Origin of the sequence: Bradyrhizobium sp. CCBAU 51753, assembly GCF_015291565.1 — a bacterium.
GTDB classification, from domain to species: domain Bacteria; phylum Pseudomonadota; class Alphaproteobacteria; order Rhizobiales; family Xanthobacteraceae; genus Bradyrhizobium; species Bradyrhizobium ivorense.
Genome location: NZ_CP030037.1, coordinates 7,179,846 through 7,205,836, shown reverse-complemented (window position 1 = coordinate 7,205,836; position 25,991 = coordinate 7,179,846). Strand labels below are relative to the sequence as shown.

Below are 25,991 nucleotides of genomic sequence, written 5' to 3'. Positions count from 1 at the left end.
TCAAATGTGTCAGGACTGCAGCAAACGGAGAGGCGTTCCAAACTAGCCTTTCATTGTGCCGAGGGGCAACAAGCAATCGACACCTCCTTCGCGCGGTTGTCAGTTTCATCGCGACATTTTCTTCTCTAGATTGCCCGCCTGCGTCATTCGTCTCCAGGATGACGTCTCGTATCCCTCGATCCCGTTGAAGCGCCCGTCATGAACAAGCCTGCGAGCCATCTCAAGAGAGCGCTTCTGCGTCGTGTTGCCACGGCGGCGGCGCTGTTGCTGGCGATGGCGGCGAGCGCGCCCGCCGAGCAGACATTTTCCTTCGACCATACGCCCGGAAAGCTGCCGAAGACCGTCGTTCCCGTGAGCTACGCGATCGAGCTGACGCCGGACATGACGACGCTTGCCTTGCCGGGTGTCGAGACCGTCGAGATCGAGGTGCGCCAACCGACCCGGCAGCTGACGCTGAACGCGGTCAGCACCACGTTCGGCGACGTTACGCTCGACGACGGCGCGCAGCGCGCCGAGGTGACGACGGATGCCGCGGCGCAGACCGCGACGCTGAGCTTTGCCCAGCCGCTGACGGCCGGTCGGCACCGGCTGCGCATCGCCTTCACGGCGCAGATCAACAAATTCGGCACCGGCCTGTTCTCGGTCGACTACCCGACCGGGGGCGGCACCAAGCGGCTGATCTCGAGCAAGCTGGAGCCGGCGGATGCGCGGCGGATCTTTCCCTGCTGGGACGAGCCGGCATTCAAGGCGAGCTTTGCGCTGACCGTCGTGATCGCGCGCCATCTGCTGGCGGTCGGCAACATGCCGGTGACCGGCGAGCAGCCGGTCGGCGACAATCTCAAGAAGGTCGCGTTCGCGCCGACGCCGAAAATGTCGAGCTATCTGTTCGTGCTCACGGTCGGCGAGCTCGAGCGCGTCACGGCGGATGCCGGCGGGGTCACCATCGGCGTCGTCACCACCGAAGGCAAGAGCGCGCAGGGCCGCTTTGCGCTCGACAGCGCGGTCAAGCTGCTGGCCTGGTACAACGACTATTTCGGCGTGAAATATCCGCTGCCCAAGCTCGACCTGATCGCGGTGCCCGGCGGGTTCGGCGGCGCGATGGAGAATTGGGGCGGCATCACCTTCTTCGAGAGCCGGCTGCTGTTCGATCCCGCGACCAACGCGGAGACGGCGCGGCGTGGCATCTTCGCCATCATCGCCCACGAGATGGCGCATATGTGGTTCGGCGATCTCGTCACCATGGCGTGGTGGGACAATCTCTGGCTCAACGAAGGCTTTGCCAGCTGGATGGCGACCAAGGCCTCCGAGCAGTTCTATCCGCAATGGCAGAGCTGGCTGAACGGCTACGGCGCCAAGCAGCTCGCCATGAGCCTCGACGCCCGCCGCACCTCGCATCCGATCCAGCAGCCGATCGCCGATCACAGCGAGGCGGTGACGGCGTTCGACGCCATCACCTACTCCAAGGGCCAAGTGCTGATCCGCATGCTCGAGAACTATCTCGGCGAGCAGGCGTTTCGCGATGGCATCCGCAAATACATGGCCGCGCATGCCTACGGCAACTCGACCACCGCCGATCTCTGGCGCGCGCTGGAGAGCGCCGCCGGCAAGACGATCACGGGCGTCGCTGCATCCTTCACCGAGCAGGATGGCGTGCCGCTGATCGTGGCGAAAACGGATTGCGACGGCGCGGCGCAGCGTTTGACGCTGCGGCAGGACCGCTTCGTGATCGCCCCGCTCGGCACGGACGCGGCGCCGCTGGCTCCGCGCAGCTGGCAGATCCCGGTGGCGATCGGGCCGGTCGGCGGCAAGCCGTTCGACGAGATCCTGCTGCAGGGCAGTGCCGAGATGGCGGCGGGCGGCTGCGGCGATGCGATCAAGGTCAATCTCGGCGACATCGGCTATTTCAGGGTCGAGTACGGTCCGAAGAATCGCGGCGCGCTGCTCAGCGCGTTGCCGCGAATGCAGGTCAATGACCGGCTCAACGTCGTCGCCGACAGCTGGGCGCTGGTGCAGGCCGGCCGCGCCGAGCCCGCGACCTATTTCGCGCTGCTCGATGCGCTCGACCCCGCCGATCATCGCGCGGTGTGGGACCAGGTGATCTCGAGCCTCGCCGCGCTCAATCGGCTGTCGCGCGATCGCGCCGAGCGGCCGGCGATCCAGGCCTATGCCCGCGCCAAGCTGCGCCCGGTGCTCGAGCGGGTCGGATGGGACGGCGCCGGCTCGGCGGACGACGACACCGCGCTGCTGCGCGCCAGCCTGATCTCGACGCTTGGCGATCTCGGCGATGCCGCCGTTGTCGCCGAGGCGAAGCGGCGGTTCGCGGCCTTCCTCGAGGATCCGAACGCGCTGCCGACCGCGTTGCGCGACGCCGTCACCCATGTGGTCGGCGTCACCGCGGACCGGGCGACCTATGACCGGCTGCTGGCGCTGGCGCGCAAGAGCACGGTCACCAACGAACGGCTGCGCTATTATTACGCCGCGGCGAGCGCCCGCGATCCCGAGCTCGCGCGCGCGACCTTGGCGTTGACGCTGACCGGCGAGCTGCCCGAGACGATCGTGCCGGGCATCATCAGTACGGTCGCCTCCACCGGCGAGCAGCCGCAGCTCGCCTGGGACTTCGTCCGACAAAATTTCGAGGCGCTGCTGGCGAAGCAGGGGCCGAATTTCCGCGATGGATTCGTGCCCAACTTCATGACCAACTTCACCGATGCGGCGCACGCCGCGGAGCTTGCCGCCTTTGCGCCCTCGCACTCGACCAGCGGCGGGCGGGTGATGGTGGCGCGGGCGCTGGAATCGATCGCGATCTCCGGCGGCCTGGTGTCGCGGGTGCTGCCCGCGGCCAGCGACTGGATCAGGGTCCACAAGCCCTGAGCGTGTGAGGGTGTTTCCGGCGGCGTGCGATGCCGCTATGCTTGCCTGCGGGCAGCATGCAATTAGATGTGCGAGGCTGACATGGTCAAAGGTTCCGATTTGCTGGTCAAGGCCCTCGAGAACGAGGGCGTGGAGCGCGTGTTCGGCGTCCCCGGCGAGGAGAATCTCGACGTCGTCGAGAGCCTGCGCACCTCCTCGATCGAGCTGGTCGTCACCCGCCACGAACAGGCCGCGGCCTTCATGGCGGCGACCTATGGCCGGCTGACCGGCAAGCCCGGCGTCTGCATGACGACGCTCGGCCCCGGCGCGCTCAACCTCACCACCGGTGCCGCCTATGCGCTGCTCGGCGCGATGCCGATGGTGATGATCACCGGACAGAAGGGCATTTTGAGCAGCCGGCAAGCCAAGTTCCAGATCGTCGACATCGTCTCGACGTTTCGTCCGCTGACCAAGCTGTCGCTGCAGATCGTCTCGACCGCGACGATCCCGACGATTGTCCGCGACGCCTTCCGGATTGCGATGCAGGAGCGGCCCGGGCCGGTGCTGCTCGAGCTGCCCGAGGATATCGCGGGCGAGGAGGCGGAGCCGGCGTCCGTGATCCCGCCGCATCCGATCGAGATTCCGGTGGCGCATGCCTCAGCGCTCGACCGCGCCGCGGAGATGATCCTGAAGGCGCAGCGGCCGCTGATCATGCTCGGCGCGGCGGCGTCGCGTCCACGCAGCACCGCCGGAATCGGCGACTTCGTGCGGCGGACCAAAATCCCGTTCTTCACGACCCAGATGGGCAAGGGCACGGTCGCCGGCGGCACCAACCTCTACATGGGCACCGCGGCGCTGAGCGAGCGCGACTATGTGCACGAGGCGATCGACCGCGCCGACCTGATCATCGCGATCGGCCACGACACCATCGAGAAGCCGCCCTTCATCATGGGCCCGAAGGGGCCGCAGGTGATCCATGTCGGCTACACGCCCGCCAATGTCGAGCAGGTCTACTTTCCGCAAGTCGAGGTGATCGGCGACGTCGGCCCGAGTCTTTCGCTGCTCGCCGACCGGGTCGCCGGAAAACTGCCGCACGCCAGCGCGCTGCTCAGCCTGCGCGAGAGCATCTTGGCCAAGATCACCGACCGCGCCACCGAGGGTCGCTGGCCGCCGACGCCGCAGCGCATCGTGCACGACGTGCGGCAGGTGATCCCCGAGGACGGCATCGTCGCGCTCGACAACGGCATGTACAAGATCTGGTTCGCGCGCAATTACCGCACGCTGCTGGCGAACTCGCTGCTGCTCGACAACGCGCTCGCGACCATGGGCGCCGGCCTGCCGTCGGCGATGATGGCGGCGATGCTCTATCCCAGGAGCCGGGTGCTCGCGGTCTGCGGCGACGGCGGCTTCATGATGAATTCGCAGGAGCTGGAGACCGCGGTCAGGCTCAAGCTCAACCTCGTGATCCTGATCCTGGAGGATTCCGCCTACGGCATGATCCGCTGGAAGCAGGCGGTCGATCATTTCCCGGATTTCGGTCTCACCTTCGGCAATCCGGATTTTGTCAAATATGCCGAGAGCTACGGCGCCAGGGGCTCGCGGATCGAGAGCACCGAGGCGATCATCCCGACCCTGGAACGCGCGTTCGCCGGCGGCGGCGTGCATCTCGTCGTCGTTCCCATCGACTACACCGAGAACAAACGGGTGCTGGTCGACGAGCTCCGCGAAAAAGTGCAGCAGATCGACATGTCGTGACGCATTGTCGTGACGGCAAGGAACGAAATGCCGTCGGCTTGATTGGGTGTAAGCCATCATGCTAGCACCCTGAGGCATCACTCATTTGCGCTGATAGGCAGGTCTGAGAGGTCACGTGACTGCTTTAAATCCCGCCGCCGGCAAACCCATCGATCCCGCCGCGCTCGCCAATGTGCCGCGGCTGGTCACGGCCTATTTTGCCGGCAAGCCCGACGCCGGCGATCCCGCCCAGCGGGTCGCCTTCGGCACCTCCGGCCATCGCGGCTCGTCGCTGAAAAATTCCTTCAACGAGGATCACATCCTCGCCACCACGCAGGCGATCTGCGATTATCGCCGCGAGGCCGGACTGACCGGACCGTTGTTCATCGGCATCGACACCCATGCGCTGGCCGAGCCGGCGCTGGCCAGCGCGGTCGAGGTGTTCGCCGCCAATGGCGTCGAGATCATGATCGACGGAGAGGGCGGCTACACCCCGACGCCGGTGATCTCGCACGCGATCCTGAGCTACAACAAGGGCCGCAGCAGCGGTCTTGCCGACGGCGTCGTGATCACGCCCTCGCACAATCCGCCGGAGGACGGCGGCTACAAATACAATCCGCCGCATGGCGGCCCGGCCGATACCGACGTCACCGGCGTGGTCGAGAAGAATGCCAACCGCTACATCGAGGCCGGCCTCAAGGGCGTCGCGCGGATGCCCTATGACCGCGCGCGCAAGGCTGCGACCACGCATCTGCACGATTACATCACGCCTTACGTCGCCGATCTCGGCAACACCGTCGATCTCGCGCTGATCAAATCCGCCGGCGTCAAGATCGGCATCGATCCGCTCGGCGGCGCCGCGGTGCATTATTGGCAGCCGATCATCGCGCGCTACGGCATCAACGCCACCGTGGTCAACGACGCGGTCGATCCGACCTTCCGCTTCATGACCGCGGACTGGGACGGCAAGATCCGGATGGACTGCTCGTCGCCTTACGCGATGGCGAGCCTGATCGGCATGCGCGACCGTTTCGACGTCGCCTTCGCCAATGACACCGACGCCGACCGCCACGGCATCGTGACGCGCTCGAACGGGCTGATGAACCCGAACCATTTCCTCGCCACCGCGATCGCCTATCTGTTCGCGCACCGGCCGCAATGGGGCAAGGACGCCGCGATCGGCAAGACCATCGTGTCGAGCTCGATCATCGATCGCGTCGCCAAAAAACTCGGCCGCAAGCTGGTCGAGACTCCGGTCGGCTTCAAATGGTTCGTCGAAGGGCTCGGCAGCGGCGGTTTTGGCTTTGCCGGCGAGGAGAGCGCGGGCGCCTCGTTCCTGAAGCGCGACGGTTCGGCCTGGACCACCGACAAGGACGGCCTCATTCTGGGTTTGCTGGCCGCCGAGATCATCGCCAAGACCGGCCGCGATCCGAGCGAGCTGTTCAAGGAGCTGACCGACGAGCTCGGCATGCCCTATTATGAGCGCATCGACGTCGCGGCGACGCCGAAGCAGAAGAACGCGCTGAAGGCGCTCGGGCCCGATCAGCTCAACATGGCCACGCTTGCCGGCGATGCGGTGAGCGCGGTCAGGACCAAGGCGCCGGGCAACGACCAGCCGTTCGGCGGCATCAAGGTCGAGAGCACCTCCGGCTGGTTCGCGGCGCGTCCGTCTGGCACCGAGGACGTCTACAAGATCTACGCCGAAAGTTTTCGCGGGCCGGATCATCTGAAGCAGATCCAGAGCGACGCGAAGGCCGCGATCGCAAAAGCGTTCTGAAGGCGCGGCCGGGGCTGATGCGATGCGCGTGCTGTTGACGGGCTCCTCCGGCTGGCTCGGGCGTTTCCTCGCACCAAAGCTGCGCCGGGCCGGCCACAGCGTGGTCGGTCTCGACATCGTCTCCGGCGAAGCAACCGACATCATCGGCTCGGTGGCCGAGCGAGCCGTCGTCGACCGCGCCTTCGCCGATCACGGCATCGAGGCCGTGGTCCATGGCGGCGCGCTGCACAAGCCCGACATCGCGCGGTTTGCACCGCAGGCCTTTGTCGACGTCAACGTCACCGGCACGCTCAATCTGCTGCAGGCGGCGGCCGCCGCCGGCCATGACCGCTTCGTCTTCACCTCGACCACGTCGCTAATGATCTCGCAGGCGATCCGCGACGACGAGGGCTCCCACGCCGTCTGGCTCGACGAGACCTCAGGGCCGCTCGAGCCGCGCAACATCTACGGCATCACCAAGCTTGCAGCCGAAGGGCTGTGCCGGCTGTACAGCCGCGAGCATGGGCTGAATTGCGCGGTGCTGCGCACCAGCCGCTTCTTTCCCGAGGACGACGACACGATCGACGATATCCATGGCGAGAACCTGAAGGCGACCGAGCTTTTGTATCGCCGCCTCACGGTCGAGGACGCCGCCGACGCGCATGTGGTGGCGCTGGAGAAAGCCAAAGGATTCGAGGTGTTCGTGATCAGCGCGCCGCCGCCGTTTGCGCGCGGCGATGTCGCGGCGCTGAAATCGGACGCGGCAGGCGTCATCGCGCGCTATTTCCCCGATGCGCCGGCGTTGTTCGCGCGGCGCGGCTGGCGCCTGCCGCACGCGATCGGCCGGATCTACGATCCGACCAAGGCGGAACGGCTGCTCGGTTTTCGTGCAACGACCGATTTTGCCGCCGTGCTCGACGCGCTGCGCAATGGTACACCGCTTCCCTTTGCGCACGATCCCGACTATGTCTCGCCGTCAACGAGGCTGGCACATGGCTGATTTCCACGGCGTCTTTCCCTATCTGGTGTCCCCGGTCGATCCCGCCGGCCACGTCCGCACCGAGGTGCTGGGCCGGCTCTGCGACGATCTGATCAAGGCCGGCGTGCACGGGCTGACGCCGCTCGGCTCGACCGGCGAGTTCGCCTATCTCAACAACGCCCAGCGCATGCAGGTGGTGCAGGCCACGATCGAGGCCGCGCAGGGCCGCGTGCCGGTGGTCGCCGGCGTCGCCGCGACCACGACGGCGGACGCTGTGGCGCAGGCCAAGGCCTACCAGAAGCGCGGCGCCAGCGGCATCCTCGCGATCCTGGAAGCGTATTTCCCGCTTGTTGATGCGCAGGTCGAAGCCTATTTCCGCGCCATTGCCGATGCCGTCGATATTCCGGTGGTGATCTACACCAATCCGAATTTCCAGCGCTCGGATCTCACGGTCGACGTCATCGCCCGGCTCGCCGCGCATCCGCGCATCGGCTACATCAAGGACGCCTCCACCAACACCGGGCGGCTGCTGTCGATCATGAACCGCTGCGGCGACCAGCTCAAGGTGTTCTCGGCGTCGGCGCATATTCCGGCGGCCGTGATGCTGATCGGCGGCTCCGGCTGGATGGCCGGCCCGGCCTGCATCATTCCGAAGCAGAGCGTCGAGCTCTACAACCTCTGCCGCCGCACCCGCTGGGACGAGGCGATGTCCCTGCAGCGAAAGCTCTGGCGCATCAACGAGGCCTTCGCCCGCTTCAACCTCGCCGCCTGCATCAAGGCAGGGCTTGCGATCCAGGGCTACGACGTCGGCGACCCCGTGCCGCCGCAGGCGCCGCTGACCGCCGAACAGCGCAAGGTGGTGGAGGCCACGCTGCGCGATCTCGGCTGACGCGACGTCCTGCGCGCGTCAAAATGTCGGGCGCGATGCCTTGGTCGCGCCTGAAACCTCTGTTGTTCCCGTGCGTTTGTTGCGTGGAGCCCTCCCATGAACAAGCGCACCGCCGTCGTCCTGTCGGTTATCGCGGCCATTCTGCTGGTGTTCGCAGCCAGCAACATTCGCCAGAGCGGCTGGACGGGTCCGCCCGCCCGCGCGATCACCGCGCGCGGCGTGCTGTCGGATGTCGAAAAGGCCAATGTCGAGATCTTCGAAAAGGTCTCTCCCTCGGTGGTGCAGGTGGTGACGCAGACCGCCGCCAATCCACTAAGCGAGGAGCAGGAAGGCGGTTCGGCGTCCGGCACCGGCATTGTCTGGGATGGTGACGGTCATGTCATCACCAATAACCACGTGGTGCAGAACGCCACCCAGGTCGCGATCCGCTTTGCCTCCGGCGAAGCGGTGCGCGCCGAGATCGTCGGCACCGCGCCGAACTACGATCTCGCGGTGCTGCGGATCAGGAGCGCGCGCAAGCTGCCGCCGGCAGTGGCCGTCGGCAGCTCGGCGGACCTCAAGGTCGGCCAGTTTGCCTTTGCGATCGGCAATCCGTTCGGGCTCGATCAATCGATGTCCAGCGGCATCATCAGCGCGCTGAAGCGCAGGCTGCCGACCTCCAGCGGCCGCGAAATCTCCAACGTGATCCAGACCGACACTGCGATCAATCCGGGCAATTCGGGCGGCCCGCTGCTGGATTCCGCCGGCCGTCTGGTCGGCGTCACCACGGCGATCCTGTCGCCGTCGGGCTCCAACGCCGGCATCGGCTTTGCGATCCCGGTCGACGTCGTCAACCGCATCGTCCCCGAACTGATCCGCGACGGCCGGGTGCCGACGCCCGGCATCGGCGTCGTCACCGCGAACGAGACGGTCGCCACGCGCCTCGGCGCCGAGGGATTGATCGTGGTGCGCACGGCGCCAAGCTCGCCGGCCGAGCGCGCCGGGCTGCGCGGCGTCGATCTCTCCACCGGCGAGCTCGGCGACGTGATCACCGCAGCCGACGGCAAGCCGGTTCACCGGCTTTCCGACCTGACCGATGCGATCGAGCAGGTCGGGGTCGGCAAGAAGGTGCGTCTCAGCGTGAAGCGCGACGGGTCGACACGTGATGTCGAGGTCGCCGTCGTCGATATCGGCCGCGCGCAATAATATTCTCCCTGGCTGGCCGATGGCGCAAATCCATGCACTCACGCGTCGCCAAAGCAGGCATCTGCCCTGACGCGCGCTCGGTTGTCAGCCGGCCAAAATCGGTTAAAACCCCCGCCAAATTCTTGCAAGCTAAGGATCACTCGATGAACATTCTTCCCGGCAATCTACGTTTTGGTGCGGGCCAGCCGGTCAAGCGTTTGGAAGACCAGCGGCTGCTCACCGGGAAGGGGCATTTCATCGACGACAAGCCGGAGGACGGCGCGCTCTGGCTGCACGTGCTGCGCTCGCCGCATGCCCATGCCAACATCAAGTCGATCGACACCAAAGCGGCGCTGGAGATGCCCGGCGTCGAGGCGGTCTATACCGGCGCCGACCTCGTCAAGGACGACATCGGCACGCTGCCGACGCTGGCGATCTTCAAGCGGCCGGACGGCTCGCCGATGAGCGTGCCGCCGCGACGCCTGCTGGCGCATGAAGTGGTGCGGTTTGCCGGCGAGGGCGTCGCGGCGGTGGTCGCGACCTCGCGCGTGCTGGCGCAGACCGCAGCTGAAGCGATCGAGGTCGATTACGAAGTGCTGCCTTCGGTGGTCGATCCGGTCGAGGCGATCAAGCCGGGCGCGCCTTTGGTGTGGCCGGAGGCGCCGGACAACATCGTCGCAGCGATGAGCTATGGCGATGCCGCCAAGGTCGAGGAAGCCTTTGCCAGCGCCGCGCACAAGGTGTCGCTCGATCTGGTCAGCCAGCGCCTGGTGCCGTCGGCGATGGAGCCGCGCTCGACCATTGCCGAGATCGAGAAGAAGACCGGCCGTCTGCTGCTGCACGTGCAGTCGCAGACCCCGGGCTCGACCCGCGACCTGCTCGCGGAATCGATCCTGAAGCGGCCGAAGGACAGCGTGCGCGTGCTGGTCGGCGATATTGGCGGCGGTTTTGGCCAGAAGACCAGCCTCTATCCCGAGGATGGCGTCGTCGCCTATGCCGCGACCAAGCTGAACAAGAAGATCCGCTGGCGCGGCGACCGCACCGACGAGTTCGTCGGCGGCACCCATGGCCGCGATCTCACCTCGACCGGCGAGTTCGCGCTCGACGCCAAGGGCCGCGTGCTGGCCTACCGGGTGCGCTCGATCGGCGGCACCGGCGCCTATTCGTCCGGCACCGGCAACATCATCCCGCTGGTGCTCGGCCCGTTCGTGCAGACCGGCGTCTACGACCTGCCGCTGGTGCATTTCGAGGTGAAGTCGGTGATGACCCACACCGCGCCGGTCGGCGCATATCGCGGCGCCGGCAGGCCCGAGGCGGTGTTCATCGTCGAGCGTTTGTTCGACGCCGCGGCGCGCCAGATCGGCATGGACCCGCGCGCCATCCGCAAGGCCAACTACATCAAGCCGGCGCAGCTGCCCTACACCAACGCGGTCGGGCAGGTCTATGACTCCGGCGCCTTCGCCCACATGCTGCAGCGCGCCTCCGAACTCGCCGACTGGGACGGCTTCGCCGCGCGCAAGAAGGCGGCGAAGAAAAAGGGCCTGCTCTACGGCCGCGGCCTGACCAGCTACATCGAATGGACCGGCGGCCGCGCCCACACCGAAAACGTCTCGCTGCATGCGACCGCCGAAGGCCGCGTCATCCTGTGGTCCGGCACCATGGCGATGGGGCAGGGGCTGCAGACCACCTACAGCCAGGTGGTATCAGACTCGCTCGGCATCCCCCTCGACAAGATCGACGTGATTCAGGGCGACACGGACCTCGCTACCGGCTTCGGCAGCGTCGGCTCGCGCTCGCTGTTCGTCGGCGGCACCGCGGTTGCGGTCTCCGCCAACGACATGATCAACAAGGCGCGCGAGAAGGCCGCCAACATCCTGGAGGCCAGCGTCGAGGACATCGAGTATCGCGACGGCTTCCTCACCGTGGTCGGCACCGACAGGCGCATCAGCCTGTTCGAGATCGCCAAGAAGGAGACGGGCGCAAAGCTCTCGGTCGAGAGCCAGGGCGAGGTCGACGGGCCGAGCTGGCCGAACGGCACCCATATCTGCGAGGTCGAGATCGACCCCGAGACCGGCGTCACCCGCGTGGTGCGCTACACCACGGTCGACGACGTCGGGGTTGCGGTCAATCCGATGCTGGTGACCGGCCAGATCCATGGCGGCGTCGCGCAGGGCATTGGACAAGCGCTCTACGAGGGCGTCGCCTATAGCGAGGAAGGCCAGCTGCTCACCGCGAGCTACCAGGATTACTGCGTGCCGCGGGCCGGCGATATCCCGCCGCTGTCAGTGACGCTCGACGGCTCCGCGCCGTGCAAGACCAATCCGCTGGGATCGAAGGGCTGCGGCGAGTCGGGCGCGATCGGCGGCCCGCCCTGCATCACCAACGGCGTGATGGACGCGCTGAGCGAGCTCGGCATCAAGCAGCTCAACACGCCGCTGACCCCGGTGAAGATCTGGCAGGCGATCCGCGACGCCAAGGCGGGGACCTAGACGCGCCGTGCCTTCACCCTCCGGTAGAGGGCAATCGCATATGAGGCGCACAAGCTTATCAGCTGGCTCACTTCGCCTCTCCCGCTTGCGGGGGGAGGCCGACGCGCATCGTGAGATGCGTGGCGGGTGGGGGTGTCTCCACGGTGGGATTCGCAGTGCGGAGACACCCCCACCCCGCCCTCCCCCGCAAGCGGGAGAGGGAGCCCACCGCCAATGCCAACATCACTCTAATCCCCATGTGCGACGGCCCTGCCCGCAATGGGGAGGGTCGTCACGCATCGTCAGATGCGCGACGGGGTGGGGTGATCTCTCAACTCGGGCAGTGTTTGCGAGGAGGGACCTTCACCCCACCCCGCCGCTCCTTTCAGTCGCGTCGACCCTGCCCCTCCCGGGGAGGGTGACTGGAGCCGAGTTAGGCGAGTGCTACAGCCCCAGCACCATCTTCGCGATGATGTCGCGCTGGATCTCCGACGATCCGCCGAAGATCGTGTAGGCCCGCCCGTTGAGATATTCCGGCACCACCGGCAGCAGTTCCTCCGGGATCGCCGGCTCGTGGTTCAGTCTGTAGAACGGCCGCGCCGGTTCGACCGCGAGCCCGTCCTGGCCGATCACGTCGACGCCGAGCCGCGTCACCGCCTGGCGGATCTCGCTGACGCGGAGCTTGATCAGCGACGACACCGCACCGGGATTCTGCCCGGTCTGCAGCGCCGACAGCACCCGCAGCTCGGTCATTTCCAGCGCATCGATGTCGACCTCGACCTCCGACATCCGCAGCGCGATGTCGAGATCCTCGATCGCGCGGCCGGTGACGTCGGACTCTGCGAGCTCGCAAAGCGTCTTCAGCGCCTCGCGCAGCTTGGCCGACGCGATGCCGGAGCCGCGCTCGAACTCGAGCAGGTATTTGCCGTAGGTCCAGCCCTTGCCTTCCTCGCCGACGCGGTTGGCCACGGGCACGCGGACGTCGTCGAAGAACACCTGGTTGACTTCGTGATCGCCGCCGATGGTCAGGATCGGCCGCGTCGTGATGCCCGGTGTCTTCATGTCGATCAGGATGAAGCTGATGCCGTCCTGCTGCCGCTCGCCCTCGTTGGTGCGCACCAGTGCGAACATGCGGTTGGCGTGGTGCGCATGCGTGGTCCAGATCTTGGTGCCGTTGATGACGTAGTCGTCGCCGTCGCGCACCGCGCGGGTCTTCAGCGAGGCGAGGTCGGAGCCCGAGCCCGGCTCGGAATAGCCCTGGCACCAATAATCCTCGCCGGAGAGAATCTTCGGCAGATAGAAATTCTTCTGCTCCGGCGAGCCGAAGCCGATGATGACGGGGCCGACCATCTTCACGCCCATCACGTTGACATTGGGCACGCCGGCGCGGGCGCATTCGGCCTCGAAGATCCAGCGCTGCGCCGGCGTCCAGTCCGGGCCGCCATGCTCCACCGGCCAGCCCGGCGCGCCCCAGCCCTTCTTGTGCAGCGCGCGCTGCCAGGCCATGCCGATGTCGGGATCGGAGAACACCGACGGCGTCAGCGCGGTGGCGCGCTTCATCTCCGGCGTCAGGCTTTTGGCGATGAAGTCGCGGACTTCCTGCTCGAAGGCGCGTTCCTCGGCGCTGAAGGTGAGATCCATCTTGCGCTCTCCGTTACGCGTGGGCGCGGCCGCTCAAGGCGGCGTGGCGGCGATAGTGATGGGCGCTGCCGCCGAACAGCGTGTCGAAGGCGAGCAGCCGCTTGAAATAGGCGCCGATGTCGAGCTCCTCGGTGACGCCCATGGCGCCGTGCAGCTGCACGGATTGCTCGGCGACGAAGCGGGCGCATTTGCCTATCTTTGCCTTGGCGCCGGACGCCGCGCGGCCGCGCGCCACGGGTTCGGCGTCGGCCATCAGCGCCGCGCGCAACGCCATCGAGCGCGCCTCGTCGACCTGCATCGCCATGTCGGCGAGGCGGTGGCGGATCACCTGGTTGGCCGACAGCGGCCGGCCGAACTGCTTTCTGATCTTGGTATATTCCAGCGTGGTGTCGAGCAGCGTCTGCATGATGCCGACCGCCTCCGCGCCGAGTGCCGCCATCGCGCGATCGACCACCGCCTCGATCGCGGGCAGCGCGTCGCTGCCGTCGCCGAGCAGAGCATCCGCGGGAAGCGTCACGTCGTTCAGATCGAGGTTGCAGCCGCGTCCGCCGCCGAGCCGCGCATAATCGCGCAGAGCCAGACCAGGCGTGCCGGCCGGGACCAGGAACAGGCCAAGCTTGCCCGATGCACCGTTCGCGTTGGCGATGCGGGCGCAGACGATGATATGGTTGGCTGCAGCGCCATCGAGCACCGCGACCTTGTGGCCGTTCAGTCGCCAGCCGTCGCCACTCTTGGCGGCCGTAGTGCCGACATGCGCAAGATCGAACCGCGCGGCACGCTCCGCATGCGCGAAGGCGAGATAGAGCGTGCCCTCCGCGACATCAGGCAGGATCGCCTGCTTCTGCGCCTCCGTCCCGCATGCGCCGATCAAGCCGGCGCCGAGCACGACCGTGGAGAGGAACGGCTCGGACACCAGTCCGCGCCCGAACGCTTCCATCAGAATCCCGATCTCGATCGCGCCGCCGCCGAGCCCGCCATCGGCCTCGCCGATCGGCAGCGCCAGCCACCCGAGCTCGGCGAACTGCTTCCAGACCGCGGGCGAGAAGCCGAGCGGATCGTTCGCCGTTTTCTTGCGATGGTCGGCGGTAAAGGTTTCCGCCACGAAGCGGTCGACGCTTTCGCGCAGCAGGCGCTGCTCGTCGCTGAGAGTGAGGTCCATCTGTCCTACTTCACGTTGGCGGTTTTCTTGACGGAGGGGTGCAGGCCGGCGGGATCCACCACCATGCCGAATTCCTGCAGATTGTGGGCGTGGCAGAGCTGATGCAGCGCAAACGCCTGATCGATCGCGGCGGGCTGCCCCATGATGTCGATCGAGCGGTTCACCGCCTCCTTGCTCAGCTTCAACGCAAAGGCCGGCTTGGCCGCGATGCGGCGCGCCAGCGCCAGCGTGAACGCGGAGAGTTCGCCGCGCGGCACCACGTGATTGACCATGCCGAGGCGATGCGCTTCATCGGCGCTCCAGACGTCGGCGGTGAACAGCATCTCCTTGGCCTTGCGCGCGCCGAGCTCCCAGGGATGCACGAACCATTCGACGCCGCAGACGCCCATCGTCACCACGGGATCGCAGAACTCGGCGTCGCTGCTGGCGACGATCAGGTCGCAGGCCCAGGCCAGCATCAGCCCGCCGGCGATGCATTTGCCGTGCACCTCCGCGATCGTGGGTTTTGCCAGATTGCGCCAGCGCCGCGTGATCTGCAGATAGATCTCCTGCTCGCGCGCGAAGCGGCCATGCGCGTTGGGTTCGGCAAACCCGCCCCAATTTCCGACCGGCGGGAAATCCACGCCCGCCTGGTTCTTGCCGGTCGGCCGCAAATCGTGGCCGGCCGAGAAGTGCGGGCCGCTGCCGGCGAGGATGATGACATTGACCGCATCGTCCTGCACCGCCTGGTCGAAGGCGGCGTTGAGGTCGTAGGTCATCTGCAGGTTCTGAGCGTTGCGCGCCTCCGGGCGGTTCATCACGATCCGCGCGATCGCGCTCTCCGGCCGCTCGACGACAATCGTCTCGAATTGTTCCGACGCCATGGATCCTCCCAGGATCGATTATTATTGGATCGATTTTCTCGGCATGATGAACGGCGAACCGACGGATAGGCAAGCGTCAATTGATTGCAGTCATTCCGGGATGGTGCGCCAGCACCAGACCCGGAATCTCGAGATTCCGGGTTCGATGCTAAGGCATCGCCCCGGAATGACGGTGCCATCTAGAATCTGCTACCGTGGCGTGGAATTCCACCGGGAGGACATTCATGCGCAAGCTTTGGACCGTGCTGGCAGCGCTGGCGACGTTGAGCCTGACCAACTGCGGCTACAACGCGATCCAGACCAATGACGAACAGGTCAAGTCGAGCTGGTCGGAGGTGGTGAACCAGTACCAGCGCCGCGCCGACCTGGTGCCGAACCTGGTCAACTCGGTGAAGGGTTTTGCGCAGCAGGAGAAGGACGTGCTGCTCGGCGTCACCAACGCGCGCGCCAAGGTCGGCAGCATTCAGGCGACGCCCGAGGTGCTCAACGACCCGGCCGCATTCCAGAAGTTCACCCAGGCGCAGGGCGAGCTCTCCAGCGCACTGTCGCGGCTATTGGTGGTGACGGAAAACTATCCGCAGCTCAAATCCGACGCGCTGTTCCGCGACCTGATGGCGCAGCTCGAAGGCACCGAGAACCGCATCACCGTGGCGCGCAACCGCTACATCAAGTCGGTGCAGGACTATAACGTCGGCATCCGCACCTTCCCGAACAATCTGACCGCGATGCTGTTCGGCTACAAGGACAAGCCCAACTTCTCCGTCGACAACGAGAAGGAGATTTCCACGGCGCCGAAGGTTGATTTCAGCCCGACGCCGGCGCCGGCGAAGTAGCGGCGGCAGCGAAGCTGCCGTGATGGCTGCCGCACGCGTCATTCTGCTCGCGCTGCTGTTGGGCTTTGTGGGCCCGGCGCTGGCCGAGGTCGCGGTGCCGCAGCTCACCGGCCGCGTCGTCGACCAGACCGGCACGCTGTCGTCGGGCGATGTCGCCGCGCTCACCGACCGCCTGAAGGACCTGGAGACCCGCAAGGGCAGCCAGATCGCGGTGCTGATCGTGCCGACCACGGGCGAGGAGACCATCGAGCAGTTCTCGCTCCGCGTCGCCGAAGCCTGGAAGATCGGGCGCAAGAAGATCGACGACGGCGCGCTCCTGGTCGTCGCCAAAAACGATCGCCATCTGCGCATCGAGGTCGGCTACGGGCTCGAAGGTGTGCTGAGCGACGTCGTCACCCATCGCATCATCGACGAATACATCACGCCGAAATTCAAGGCCGGCGATTTCGCCGGTGGCATCTCCGCCGGCGTCGACCGCATGATCGGCCTGGTCAATGGCGAAAAACTGCCGGCGCCGGAGCCCGAGCACTGGCAAGCGCCTGATCTCGTCGACCTCGCCAATCCGGTTGCGATCTTCGCCGTGATCATCGTGGCGGGCTTCCTGCGCGGGCTGCTCGGACGACTGCTCGGTTCGGTCGCAACCGGCGGCGTCGCCGGCGTGTTCGCCTGGATCGCGGTCGGCTCGCTCGCCACCGCCGTCGTGGTCGGCCTGTTCGGCTTCGTCGCGGCGCTGATCTTCGGTGGCCTGAATTTCGGCGGCCCGGTGGTCGGCTCGGGCCCGTACCGGCGCAGTTCTCCCGGAGGCTGGTCGGGCGGTGGCTGGAGCGGCGGCTCGAGCTCGGGCTCGAGCGACAGCGGCGGTTTCAGCGGCGGCGGCGGCAGCTTTGGCGGCGGCGGCGCCTCGGGGAGCTGGTAGGCACATGAGCATCAAGCGCATCGCCAGACATCTCATTGAACACCGCTGGAAGGTGCGGCGCGATTTTCCGCCGCGCGTGCTGGCGGCTATCGAGCAGGCGATCAAGGCGGGCGAGGCCACCCATGCCGGCCAGATCCGCTTCGTGGTCGAAGGCGCGCTCGACGGTACGCCGCTGTTCCGCAACCAGCCGGCGCGCGAGCGCGCGCTCGACGTGTTCTCGCATCTGCGCATCTGGGACACCCATCACAACAACGGTGTTCTGATCTATCTGCTGCTCGCCGACCGCGACGTCGAGATCGTCGCCGACCGCGGCATCGACGCCAAGGTCGGCCACGCCGGCTGGGAGGCGATCTGCCAGGCGATGGAGGCGGAGTTTCGGGCCGGCCGGTTCGAGCAGGGGGTGATCAAGGGTATCGAGGCGGTGTCGCGGGAACTGGCAAAACACTTCCCGCATACCGAAGGCGGCCCGAACGAGCTGCCCGACAAGCCAGCGGTGATTTAGGGCTTGGGCGAGGGGGGCTTGGCACGATTTCGGAATATTGGAAGATTACCCCTGACTTGCCCGACGTGTCAAGCGGCCATCTCGACGCCGGCCGGCTACTTTGCATGGGGTTGTTTTTCGAGATATTGCCAGCGCGCTCCTGCGCCGGGAAGTTCGCTAGCTTCTCGCTGCCGTCTTGTCGGTCGCGAGCGGCAGCGGCGATAGCCCTGCGAGCGCGGCGTCAGTCTGCGGCCGCGCCCGGTAGACCGACAGCCCAGCGAGGCCGATCGCGGCGGCGAGGAAGATGTAGTAAACCGGCGCCGCCTTGTCGCCGGTCGCCTGCACCAGCCAGGTGTTGATGAAGGGCGCAAGCCCGCCGAACAGCATCACGGCTAGATTGTACATCAGCGATGCGCCGGTCGAGCGCACGCCGACCGGGAAGATTTCGGTCATGAACGCCGGCCCCGGGCCGGCCAATGCGCCGAGGAACACGGCTGCGGCTTGCAGTTGCCAGAGGTTGGTGGTGGTCGGCGCGGCGACGAGCCGCTGCAACAGCAGATAGAACAGCACGGCGTAGATGATCATCGCCGGCATCAGCACCGCGCGGCGGCCGATCCGGTCGGAGAGGGCGCCGGCGGCCACCGCAATCGCCGCGTTGGCGAGGCTGAACACCAGCAGGCCCAGCTGCGCATTCAGCAGCGGCAGCTTCAATTCGGCGACCGCATAGGCCGGCAGGAAGATCGCGTTGACGTAGTTGATCGCGGTGCCGGCCGCGATCAGGCAGAACGAGGCGATCAATTCGCGCGGATGCTCGGAGAACAACTGGCCGAGCGTGGTCTGCCGCTTCGGCTGCGCGGTCGCGGCCCGCTCGGCGAGGTAGGCCTGGAATTCCGGGGATTCGTCGCAGCGCTGGCGCAAATACCATCCGGTCGGTCCGATCAGGATGCCGAGGATGAACGGCACCCGCCAGCCCCAGCTCGCGAACGCGTCCGGCGACAGGCCGAGATTGAGCCCGATCGCCATCGCAGCGCCAAGGCCGAACGCCAGCGACTGCGACACCATCTGGAACGAGCCGTAGAAGCCGCGCCGGCCGGGCGAGGCGAATTCGATCAGCATGGCGCTGGCGCTGCCGAACTCGCCGCCGGCGGAAAAGCCCTGGATCAGCCGCGCCAGCAACAGCAGCAGCGGCGCCGCGATGCCGATCGCGCCAAAGGTCGGCAGGAAGCCGAGCAGGCCGGTGCCGATCGCCATCAGCGTGATCATCACGACCAGCGCCTTCTTGCGGCCGTGCTTGTCGGCGTAGAGCCCGAACACCAGGCCGCCGAGCGGGCGCGCCGCAAAGGCGATGCCGAAGGTGGCGAAGGTCAGCAGCAGCGAGGAGCTCGGATTGTCGGCCGGAAAGAACAGCTTGCTCAAAATGCCCGCGAACAGGCCGAACACCGTGAAATCGAACCACTCCAGCGCGTTGCCGATGGTCGAGGAGATCACGACGCGGCGGCGCATTTCCGCTATGGCTTCAGCTTGCCTGGCGTCCGCTTTCACGGCTTCGGTTTGCATGATTTGTCCTTCCACACCCGGCGGCGGTTGGCTCCGCGCCGCAATGTTCTACGCCTTGACCGACGGCCGTGCGGCGACGCGGTTGAACCACGCTACAATGTTGGTGTTGGACTGGTCCAGCGGCTGGCCGACCTGGTTGCCGAAATCGAGCCAGCAATACAGCAGCATGTCGGCGAGCGTGAAGCGCTTGCCGCAGAGATATTCGCGGCCATCGGCCATCTGGTCGTTCAGCCATTTGATGCGGTTGGCGGCGATCATCTTCAGCCCGGGCGAGGCGTCGGGCGCGACCGGAATCCGCTTCTCAAAGAACTTCAGCGCCTCGCCGAAGCGGTAGCCGTTGGCGAGCGGCTCGGCGATGTTGAGGTCGACGCGGCGCGTCCACATCCGGCACTCGGCGCGCTCCTCCGGCGTCGCGCCGATCATCGCAGGCGCGGGATGCTTCTCCTCGAGGTACTCGCAGATCGCGGTGATCTCGGAGAGAAAGTTGCCGCAGTCGAGCTCCAGGGCGGGCATCTGGCCGTGCGGATTGCGCTTCAGATGCGCCTCCTCGCGGTTCTCGCCCTTGCGCAGGTCGACGGTCTGCTTGGGGATATCGATGCCCTTCTCCGCCATGAACATCCGCACAATGCGCGGGTTGGGGCCGATCGAGTCGTAAAGCTTCATGGTCCTCGCTCCCTGTTCTTGATGTTGTTGCCACCGTTGAACAGGCCGCGCGCGGATTTGTCAAATCGGGGGATGCACAGCTCTTTCCCCGTCATTGCGAGCGAAGCGAAGCAATCCATCTCACCACTTGCTGGGAGGCATGGATTGCTTCGCTGCGCTCGCAATGACGGGGAGGATGGATCTCAATCGTCGAGCTTGTTGAGGTCCCGCACCGACTGCATGATCGGCTCGAAATTGGCGCGGGCATCCAGCGCGTCGAACAATTGCGCGGTGTCCTCGAGCAATGCGTGCGAGCGCTGCAGCGCGATCCGCACGTCGTCCTGCGGGGTGTCGGACAGCCGGCCATGGCCCGACAGCAGGATCTTCGAATTGAGGCCCTTCAGCCGCTCCAGCGACTGGATGTAGTCGGCGATCGAGCCAGAGCCGAACACACCGCCCATCACACCGCCCGGCATCAACGTGTCGGAGGCGAACAGCAGGCCCTTGTCCTGGTCGAACAGCGTGATGCAGGCCGAGGTGTGGCCCGGCGTGTACATCACATTGAGGCGGAAATTGCCGAGGTCGATCAGATTGCCTTCCTCGAGCCAGAGGTCGATGTCGATCGGCACGTTGGGCTCGTTGAACATCTTGCGCAACATCGAGAAATCATCGCGCAACATGATCTTGTTGGCGGCGAGCCGGTGCGCGGCGATGTAGGCCCGGCCGTGGAAATGATAGGCGGCGCCGATATGGTCGAGATGCTCGTGGCTCAGCACCACCATGTCGATCATGTCGGGCGTCACCCCGATGTGGCCGAGGCAGGCGAGCAGCTGCGGATAATTGGTCGACAGGCCGACGTCGATCATGATGGTGCGCTTGCTGCCGCGCACCAGATAGGCGTTCGCCGCGCGGTTCTTGAAGCGGATCTGGTAGACGTCGTCGGCAGCCTGGATCAGGCTGGCGACGTCGGTGTCGAACAGGGTCTTGAACGGGCTCGGCCGGCGGTCGCTCATGGGTTGGCCGCCGTCCGGTAGGTGATGGTGTTGGACGCGCGCAGCCGCTTCGACAGCGCGTCCATGATCATCAGCGCGAATGCCGGCTGCTGGCTGACGAGATAGACGAAGCGGGCGTGGTTGATCCGCATCACCCGCGTCTTGGGCGCTGCGGCGATCGCGGAAGCGGAACGCGACGAGCCGTCGATCACCGCCATCTCGCCGAAGAACTCGCCCTTGCCGAGGGTGACGATGACCGTCTTTTGTCGGCCGTTCATCTTGGCGATGTCGACCTTGCCGTCGAGGACGACGAAGAGCTCGCGGCCGGTCGAGCCTTCCTCAAAAATGACGTCATCGACATCAAAGACATTGATGCATTTCTCGATCGTCATGGCACCACCCCTGCCTTCTGGCTGGTAGGTGACGGCATGTTAATCTCGAAAGTGTCGGGCGCAAACCGGTACTGATGCGGATTGCCGCAGGGCAGCATCGGCCCAAATCCGGCCCCGGAAATTCCCTAAAATTTCGGTAAGGACCCGGCCGGGTAAGGATTTCGCAAGCAATAAAAGTTACCGAATTGTCAACCTCATCTGGAGACTTTGAACGTGAGTGAGCAGCAGAGCGAGCCGGTTAGCGGTCAAGCCGGCGCCGAAACGGCGGCGAAAAGCCAGCCGGTGACCGCGGCCAACGCCGAGCCTGTCAGGCTCTCGCCCGAGCAGGAAGCGACGTCGCCGAAGGCGGACGCCGCCAAAATCGAGGCCGGCGCCGAGACGCCGAAGGTTGAACCGCCGAAGATCCAGCCGCCGCCGCTTGAGCCCAACATCGATGCCAAGATTGGTGCCAACATCGATCCGACCAACATGGACGTGCCCAAGGTCGAGACCGGCACCCGCGAGGAGCCGCGCTTCCCGGGCAAGCTGATGATCATGGCGCCCGGCGAGCGCAGCTGGGATCACGAGGAGACCGCCGCAAAGCCGGAGGCCGCGCAGGCCGCCAAGCCGGCCGGCAACCGCCGGTTCGCGGCTATGGCCGCAATGGTGGCGCTGGCGACGGTGGCCGGTGCGATCGGCGGCGCACTCGCGACCGCGGGTCTTGGCCACGTCACCACCGCTGCGGTCGCGTCCGCAAAGGATACGGCCGCCAAGGATGCTGCGGCGAAGGAAGCGCTCGATACCTCGATCGCCCGGGTCGAATCCGAAATCGCCGCGCTGAAGGCCAGCGTCGAGCAGACCGCCAAGGCCGGCCAGGCCCAGTTCAGCAAGGCCAACGACCGCATCGAGAAGGTCGAGAAGGCGCAGGCCGAGCCGATGGCCAGGCTCGCCAAGCTCACCGAGACCGTCGACAAGCTCCGCGCCGCGCCGCAGACAACCGTTGCGGCGGCGACGCCCGCCGCTGCCCGCGAGGTGACCGGCACCGTGACGCCGCCGCAGGCGACCGCCGCGGCCGCGTCGCCGGCCGCACCGAAGCCCGAGGTCGGCCGCCTGCCGGTGGTCGAAGGCTGGGCGCTGCGCGACGTCGGCCATGGCAGCGCGCTGATCGAGGGACGCGGCGGCGTCTATGAGGTCTATGCCGGCGATCCCGTTCCCGGCCTCGGCCGCGTCGACGCGATCCGCAGGCAGGACGGCCGCTGGGTGGTCGTCACCAGCAGGGGCCTGATCGTCTCGCGCTGATCGCCTGATCGCGACAATACCAAGGCGCTTCACCGCGATGTGAAGCGCCTTTTTTCTTGAATAGGGTTTGCCGCGCGGTGTTAGTGGGGGCATGAGCCGCGCGCTGAAACGCCTCCTCGTCTTGTTCCTTCTGCTTGGCGGCGTCGCGCCCCTGCGCGCCGGCGAGGATCGCGCGCTCGAGCGCGGCGCGGCGATCATCGATCCCGCAACCTTGCGCGATCTCGATCACGGCCGCTTCGGCCTCGGCCGCATGCTGGCGCCGGAGCGCCCGGCCGACGCGCCGCTCTCCAACAGCGAACTGTTCAAACTGTCTTCGATGCTGCCGGTGCGCGAGGCGCTGATCCGCGAGTTCGATCGCTATGTCGAACGGAACAAGGCCAGCCTGCCGAACGAGAGCATCGGCGTCGGCGACGGTTTTGCCTTCCAGCTGTTCGACCGCGCATGGCTCGATTCCGCGGACGTCCGCTTCGTGCTTTCAGGCATCGTCAACCGCATGGACCGCGCCTATGTGGCGCCGGAGAATTGCGGCGAGATCCGGCTGATCTATCGCCTGACCCGCACCGACGTGCCGCCGATCGGAGAGAATGCGGTCTCGCAGCGCCTGCCGATGACGCTGAACCTGGTGCTGAAGGCCAAAGGCGCCGGCAACGATGCCTCGCTCACCTGCCGCGAAATCGCCCGGCGCTGGCTCGCCGCAGGCAGCGCGCCTCAGATGGCGGAAAAGCTGCTTGGCGGCGACGGCCCGCTCGCGCTGGTCCGTGAGCGCAACATCGACCGGATCGAGACCAATCTGCAGATCGCGCACGCGCCGAAGTCCGCGCTCCGCGATTTCCGCACCGACTATCTGCTGAAGGTGTTCGACTACGATGGAGCTTCGAAGCGCTTTGCCGAAGCGCCGATGGAGAACCAGATCGATCGCGATCGCATTCTGGCGGACGACGGCCTGCGCCGCGACTTCAAGGCGTGGCTGCTCGATCCCAAGCATTTTGCCGAGCTCGATCGCGGCACGCTGCTGATCCCGGAAAAATTCCTTGCAACCGGTGCGGTTGCTCCGACGCCGATCGGCTTCGATGTCGGCGAGTTGCAGCCCGAGTTCGGGCTGGTGCAAGGCGAGGGCGCGGCGGGCGAGGCGGTGTTCTCCGAGGGCGACGTCGTCGGCGCCTTGCAGAAGGCCGCGGCCGACGGAACGAAGCTGCAGAACATCCAGTCGCTGGCCGGCTTCGAGCGGCGCCTCAACGACGTCACCTGCGCCGGCTGCCACCAGACCCGCGGCATCGGCGGCTTCCATTTTCCCGGCGTCGACTGGATGGCGGCCAAGCCGTCGAACTCCACCGTGGTGCCGGCCTCGCCGCATTTCTTCGGCGATCAGGTCCGCCGCCGCGATATCCTTTCCAGCTTCCGCGACGGCAAAGCGCCGGACTTTTCGCGCGGCTTCTCCAATCGCCCGCAGCTGCGCGGCTCGACCGAGCTCGCCGGCACGGAATACAGCGACGGCTGGGGCGCGCATTGCTATTTGCCGGCCGCCAAGCCGACCGACACCGACCGCAGTTTTCGCAGCTGGAGCTGCGCTGAGGGCCTCGCCTGCCAGGTCGCCGGCAAGACCTCGCGAATGGGCATGTGCTTCGTGAAGGGGCGTTAGGTCCGGGAACCGGCACGCGCTGGCGTCATTATTTGATGCTACATTGCGGGTTGCGACCAGGACCTGAAAAAGCCCGGGATCACGATGCGAAATCGCATCATGATCCCATCTCTTTAGTTTGAGCATGATCTTTTCGGAAAACCGGCTCCCACTTTTCCGGATCATGCTCGTGAGCGGAGACCGGCCGATGAGCGCCCCCGACCAGGACAAGCAGCGCAACCGCGAGATCGCGGCCAACGAGGCCGAGCGCGAGGCGGTCAGCGCCGTCCGCGTCAGCAGCTGGGCGATCGGGATCGCGGTCATCCTCGGCGTCATCGCCGTGGCCATCGTCTGGGCCTGGATGAGCCGGTGAGTTTGCTTCACCTCTCCCCGCGCTTTGCGGGGAGAGGTCGGATCGCATTGCAAGATGCGATCCGGGTGAGGGGCGAGCCACACTGCTCAACACATCGCAAAGTGCTCGCCGGATAGAGGCCCCTCACCCCGACCCTCTCCCCGCGAAGAGCGGGGCGAGGGAGAAGAGGCGGTGTTAGCCTACGCCACCGCGCCCGATGCGCGCAGCTTCTGAATCGTCGCCTCGTCGTAGCCGGCCTGCCGCAAGATCTCGTCGGAGTGCTCGCCGACCTCGGGCGGTTTGCGCGGCTGCACCTTCTTGGCGCCGTCGATGAAGATCGGGCTGTTGACGGTGAGCATGGTGTCGTTCTCGAAGCGCACCAGCACCTCGTTCTCGATCATCTGCTTGTCGTTCGGAATGTCGTCGAGAATGCCGACCACGCCGAACACCAGGCCGTTGCCGTCGAGGATCTTGCGCCATTCGGCGAGATCGCGGGTTGCGAAGATCTCATCGAAAACCTTGATCAGCTCGACCGAGCGCGAATGGCGGTCCGCCTTGGTGGCGAAGCGCGGGTCGGCGACGAGGTCCTCGCGCTCCATGCAGCGCGCCAGCGTCGGCCATTGCCGGTCTTCGTTGAGCAGCGACAGGATGATCCAGCGGCCGTCCTTGCACTTGTAGTGATTGGTGACCGCGTTGAGCGCCTCTTCGCGCGGCTTGCGCTTCTTGAACTTTGCGCCAACCAGCTTGGCCTGCGCCAGCACGCCATTGGCCCAGATACCGTTGGCCATCAGGTTGGTCGCGACATGCGATCCCTTGCCGGTCTTCTCGCGCTTGAACAGCGCGGTGACGATCGCGCCATAGAACGCCATCGCGCAGGGATGGTCGCCCATGCCGGCGACCGAACGCGCCGGCGTGGTGTCCTCGTCGGCGCGCACCAGATCCATCAGGCCGGAGCGGGCCCAATAGGCGTTGGAATCGAAGCCGGGCTTGTTGGCCTCTTCGCCCTTCTCGCCATAGCCGGTGAAGGAGGCGTAGATCAGCCGGTCGTTGAGATGAGCGAGATGGTCGTAGGTGATGCCGAGCTTTTCGCGCACCTGCGGCGGCATGTTGGTGATGAACACGTCGCTCTCGGCGACCAGCTTGTAGAGCACCTCGCGTGCCTCAGGCTTGGTGAGGTCGAGCGCCAGACTCTTCTTGTTGCGCGCTTCCAGCATCCACGCGAAATTGTGCTCGCTATGGGGATAGCCGGGCAGGTTCGGCAGATTGCGATAGGGATCGCCGGCGCCCGGCGGCTCGATCTTGATCACGTCGGCGCCGAAATCAGACAGCACAGTGGCGGCCGCGGGCGCTGCGATGAAGCTCGCGCAATCCAAAACCTTGAGCCCGTCAAAAATGCCTTTTTCCATCGTGCCGTCGCTCCCGTGGCG

Annotated in this window: 21 protein-coding genes; 13 read left to right on the top strand and 8 right to left on the bottom strand. The window is 66.2% G+C overall.

Annotated features, from left to right (window positions below; translation table 11 throughout):
- Nucleotides 1-198 precede the first annotated feature (198 nt).
- The 7 genes from XH93_RS32945 to XH93_RS32915 all read left to right on the top strand — a co-directional run bounded on the left by XH93_RS32945 (nt 199) and on the right by XH93_RS32915 (nt 11,861).
- A complete protein-coding gene (locus tag XH93_RS32945) occupies nt 199-2,871 on the top strand; it encodes a M1 family metallopeptidase (protein WP_194470652.1) in 2,673 nt (890 codons plus the stop codon).
- Between the two features lie 81 nt (nt 2,872-2,952).
- Nucleotides 2,953-4,605 (top strand): acetolactate synthase large subunit, encoded by a 1,653-nt coding sequence (locus tag XH93_RS32940; RefSeq protein ID WP_194470651.1) that lies wholly within the window; start codon nt 2,953-2,955, stop codon nt 4,603-4,605.
- Nucleotides 4,606-4,720: 115 nt separating this feature from the next.
- Nucleotides 4,721-6,361, top strand: coding sequence for a phosphoglucomutase (alpha-D-glucose-1,6-bisphosphate-dependent) (pgm, locus tag XH93_RS32935; RefSeq protein WP_194470650.1), 1,641 nt, complete (start codon nt 4,721-4,723; stop codon nt 6,359-6,361).
- A gap of 22 nt (nt 6,362-6,383) precedes the next feature.
- Nucleotides 6,384-7,340 carry an NAD(P)-dependent oxidoreductase gene (locus XH93_RS32930; protein WP_194470649.1) on the top strand — a complete coding sequence of 319 codons (957 nt, stop codon included), beginning with the start codon at nt 6,384-6,386 and terminating at the stop codon, nt 7,338-7,340.
- On the top strand, nt 7,333-8,208 hold the full coding sequence (locus XH93_RS32925; protein ID WP_194470648.1) for a dihydrodipicolinate synthase family protein: 876 nt from the start codon (nt 7,333-7,335) through the stop codon (nt 8,206-8,208). Before XH93_RS32930 ends, XH93_RS32925 begins: the two co-directional genes overlap by 8 nt.
- 96 nt (nt 8,209-8,304) lie before the next feature.
- On the top strand, nt 8,305-9,393 hold the full coding sequence (locus XH93_RS32920; RefSeq protein ID WP_194470647.1) for a S1C family serine protease: 1,089 nt from the start codon (nt 8,305-8,307) through the stop codon (nt 9,391-9,393).
- A 143-nt stretch (nt 9,394-9,536) separates the two neighbouring features.
- Nucleotides 9,537-11,861, top strand: a complete 2,325-nt coding sequence (locus tag XH93_RS32915) for a xanthine dehydrogenase family protein molybdopterin-binding subunit (protein ID WP_194470646.1) — start codon at nt 9,537-9,539, stop codon at nt 11,859-11,861.
- A 423-nt stretch (nt 11,862-12,284) separates the two neighbouring features.
- Here XH93_RS32915 and XH93_RS32910 read toward each other — a convergent pair whose 3' ends face one another.
- From XH93_RS32910 to XH93_RS32900, 3 genes are read right to left on the bottom strand one after another with little or no spacing between them, the layout of a single operon-like run.
- The gene (locus XH93_RS32910) at nt 12,285-13,481 is read right to left on the bottom strand and encodes an acyl-CoA dehydrogenase family protein (RefSeq protein WP_194470645.1); all 1,197 of its coding nucleotides are present in this window, start codon (nt 13,479-13,481) and stop codon (nt 12,285-12,287) included.
- A 13-nt stretch (nt 13,482-13,494) separates the two neighbouring features.
- Nucleotides 13,495-14,640 (bottom strand): acyl-CoA dehydrogenase family protein, encoded by a 1,146-nt coding sequence (locus tag XH93_RS32905; protein WP_194470644.1) that lies wholly within the window; start codon nt 14,638-14,640, stop codon nt 13,495-13,497.
- Nucleotides 14,641-14,645: 5 nt separating this feature from the next.
- Nucleotides 14,646-15,503, bottom strand: a complete 858-nt coding sequence (locus tag XH93_RS32900; RefSeq protein WP_194470643.1) for an enoyl-CoA hydratase — start codon at nt 15,501-15,503, stop codon at nt 14,646-14,648.
- A 224-nt stretch (nt 15,504-15,727) separates the two neighbouring features.
- Here XH93_RS32900 and XH93_RS32895 point away from each other — a divergent pair, with 224 nt between their 5' ends.
- From XH93_RS32895 to XH93_RS32885, 3 genes are read left to right on the top strand one after another with little or no spacing between them, the layout of a single operon-like run.
- Nucleotides 15,728-16,336, top strand: coding sequence for a LemA family protein (locus tag XH93_RS32895; RefSeq protein ID WP_194470642.1), 609 nt, complete (start codon nt 15,728-15,730; stop codon nt 16,334-16,336).
- A gap of 22 nt (nt 16,337-16,358) precedes the next feature.
- Nucleotides 16,359-17,252 carry a YgcG family protein gene (locus tag XH93_RS32890; RefSeq protein WP_194470641.1) on the top strand — a complete coding sequence of 298 codons (894 nt, stop codon included), beginning with the start codon at nt 16,359-16,361 and terminating at the stop codon, nt 17,250-17,252.
- 4 nt (nt 17,253-17,256) lie between these two features.
- On the top strand, nt 17,257-17,754 hold the full coding sequence (locus tag XH93_RS32885; protein WP_194470640.1) for a TPM domain-containing protein: 498 nt from the start codon (nt 17,257-17,259) through the stop codon (nt 17,752-17,754).
- A gap of 156 nt (nt 17,755-17,910) precedes the next feature.
- Here XH93_RS32885 and XH93_RS32880 read toward each other — a convergent pair whose 3' ends face one another.
- The 4 genes from XH93_RS32880 to XH93_RS32865 all read right to left on the bottom strand — a co-directional run bounded on the left by XH93_RS32880 (nt 17,911) and on the right by XH93_RS32865 (nt 21,316).
- A complete protein-coding gene (locus XH93_RS32880; RefSeq protein ID WP_246799360.1) occupies nt 17,911-19,290 on the bottom strand; it encodes an MFS transporter in 1,380 nt (459 codons plus the stop codon).
- Between the two features lie 48 nt (nt 19,291-19,338).
- On the bottom strand, nt 19,339-19,953 hold the full coding sequence (locus XH93_RS32875) for a glutathione S-transferase family protein (RefSeq protein ID WP_194470639.1): 615 nt from the start codon (nt 19,951-19,953) through the stop codon (nt 19,339-19,341).
- A 182-nt stretch (nt 19,954-20,135) separates the two neighbouring features.
- On the bottom strand, nt 20,136-20,945 hold the full coding sequence (locus tag XH93_RS32870) for an MBL fold metallo-hydrolase (RefSeq protein WP_194470638.1): 810 nt from the start codon (nt 20,943-20,945) through the stop codon (nt 20,136-20,138).
- A complete protein-coding gene (locus XH93_RS32865) occupies nt 20,942-21,316 on the bottom strand; it encodes a Crp/Fnr family transcriptional regulator (RefSeq protein ID WP_194470637.1) in 375 nt (124 codons plus the stop codon). The genes XH93_RS32870 and XH93_RS32865 overlap by 4 nt, the downstream gene beginning before the upstream one ends.
- Before the next feature lie 207 nt (nt 21,317-21,523).
- Between XH93_RS32865 and XH93_RS32860 the strand changes: the two genes are divergently transcribed.
- The 3 genes from XH93_RS32860 (at nt 21,524) to XH93_RS32850 (ending at nt 24,585) form a co-directional block, all read left to right on the top strand.
- Nucleotides 21,524-22,594: a hypothetical protein gene (locus XH93_RS32860; RefSeq protein WP_194470636.1), complete on the top strand. Its 1,071-nt coding sequence runs from the start codon at nt 21,524-21,526 to the stop codon at nt 22,592-22,594.
- Nucleotides 22,595-22,685: 91 nt separating this feature from the next.
- Nucleotides 22,686-24,233: a hypothetical protein gene (locus XH93_RS32855; protein ID WP_194470635.1), complete on the top strand. Its 1,548-nt coding sequence runs from the start codon at nt 22,686-22,688 to the stop codon at nt 24,231-24,233.
- Nucleotides 24,234-24,420: 187 nt separating this feature from the next.
- Nucleotides 24,421-24,585 (top strand): hypothetical protein, encoded by a 165-nt coding sequence (locus tag XH93_RS32850; protein WP_172628356.1) that lies wholly within the window; start codon nt 24,421-24,423, stop codon nt 24,583-24,585.
- Between the two features lie 179 nt (nt 24,586-24,764).
- On the opposite strand, the gene XH93_RS32845 is transcribed toward XH93_RS32850, so the two are convergent.
- Nucleotides 24,765-25,970 carry a CaiB/BaiF CoA-transferase family protein gene (locus XH93_RS32845; protein WP_194470634.1) on the bottom strand — a complete coding sequence of 402 codons (1,206 nt, stop codon included), beginning with the start codon at nt 25,968-25,970 and terminating at the stop codon, nt 24,765-24,767.
- Nucleotides 25,971-25,991 lie beyond the last annotated feature (21 nt).

What these genes read in the sequence shown, in the direction of transcription:
- XH93_RS32945 (WP_194470652.1), top strand. Translation starts at nt 199, where the DNA reads ATGAACAAGCCTGCGAGCCATCTCAAGAGAGCGCTTCTGCGTCGTGTT.
- XH93_RS32940 (WP_194470651.1), top strand. Translation starts at nt 2,953, where the DNA reads ATGGTCAAAGGTTCCGATTTGCTGGTCAAGGCCCTCGAGAACGAGGGC.
- XH93_RS32930 (WP_194470649.1), top strand. Translation starts at nt 6,384, where the DNA reads ATGCGCGTGCTGTTGACGGGCTCCTCCGGCTGGCTCGGGCGTTTCCTC.
- XH93_RS32925 (WP_194470648.1), top strand. Translation starts at nt 7,333, where the DNA reads ATGGCTGATTTCCACGGCGTCTTTCCCTATCTGGTGTCCCCGGTCGAT.
- XH93_RS32920 (WP_194470647.1), top strand. Translation starts at nt 8,305, where the DNA reads ATGAACAAGCGCACCGCCGTCGTCCTGTCGGTTATCGCGGCCATTCTG.
- XH93_RS32915 (WP_194470646.1), top strand. Translation starts at nt 9,537, where the DNA reads ATGAACATTCTTCCCGGCAATCTACGTTTTGGTGCGGGCCAGCCGGTC.
- XH93_RS32910 (WP_194470645.1), bottom strand. Translation starts at nt 13,481, where the DNA reads ATGGATCTCACCTTCAGCGCCGAGGAACGCGCCTTCGAGCAGGAAGTC.
- XH93_RS32905 (WP_194470644.1), bottom strand. Translation starts at nt 14,640, where the DNA reads ATGGACCTCACTCTCAGCGACGAGCAGCGCCTGCTGCGCGAAAGCGTC.
- XH93_RS32900 (WP_194470643.1), bottom strand. Translation starts at nt 15,503, where the DNA reads ATGGCGTCGGAACAATTCGAGACGATTGTCGTCGAGCGGCCGGAGAGC.
- XH93_RS32895 (WP_194470642.1), top strand. Translation starts at nt 15,728, where the DNA reads ATGCGCAAGCTTTGGACCGTGCTGGCAGCGCTGGCGACGTTGAGCCTG.
- XH93_RS32890 (WP_194470641.1), top strand. Translation starts at nt 16,359, where the DNA reads ATGGCTGCCGCACGCGTCATTCTGCTCGCGCTGCTGTTGGGCTTTGTG.
- XH93_RS32885 (WP_194470640.1), top strand. Translation starts at nt 17,257, where the DNA reads ATGAGCATCAAGCGCATCGCCAGACATCTCATTGAACACCGCTGGAAG.
- XH93_RS32880 (WP_246799360.1), bottom strand. Translation starts at nt 19,290, where the DNA reads ATGCAAACCGAAGCCGTGAAAGCGGACGCCAGGCAAGCTGAAGCCATA.
- XH93_RS32875 (WP_194470639.1), bottom strand. Translation starts at nt 19,953, where the DNA reads ATGAAGCTTTACGACTCGATCGGCCCCAACCCGCGCATTGTGCGGATG.
- XH93_RS32870 (WP_194470638.1), bottom strand. Translation starts at nt 20,945, where the DNA reads ATGAGCGACCGCCGGCCGAGCCCGTTCAAGACCCTGTTCGACACCGAC.
- XH93_RS32865 (WP_194470637.1), bottom strand. Translation starts at nt 21,316, where the DNA reads ATGACGATCGAGAAATGCATCAATGTCTTTGATGTCGATGACGTCATT.
- XH93_RS32855 (WP_194470635.1), top strand. Translation starts at nt 22,686, where the DNA reads ATGAGCCGCGCGCTGAAACGCCTCCTCGTCTTGTTCCTTCTGCTTGGC.
- XH93_RS32850 (WP_172628356.1), top strand. Translation starts at nt 24,421, where the DNA reads ATGAGCGCCCCCGACCAGGACAAGCAGCGCAACCGCGAGATCGCGGCC.
- XH93_RS32845 (WP_194470634.1), bottom strand. Translation starts at nt 25,970, where the DNA reads ATGGAAAAAGGCATTTTTGACGGGCTCAAGGTTTTGGATTGCGCGAGC.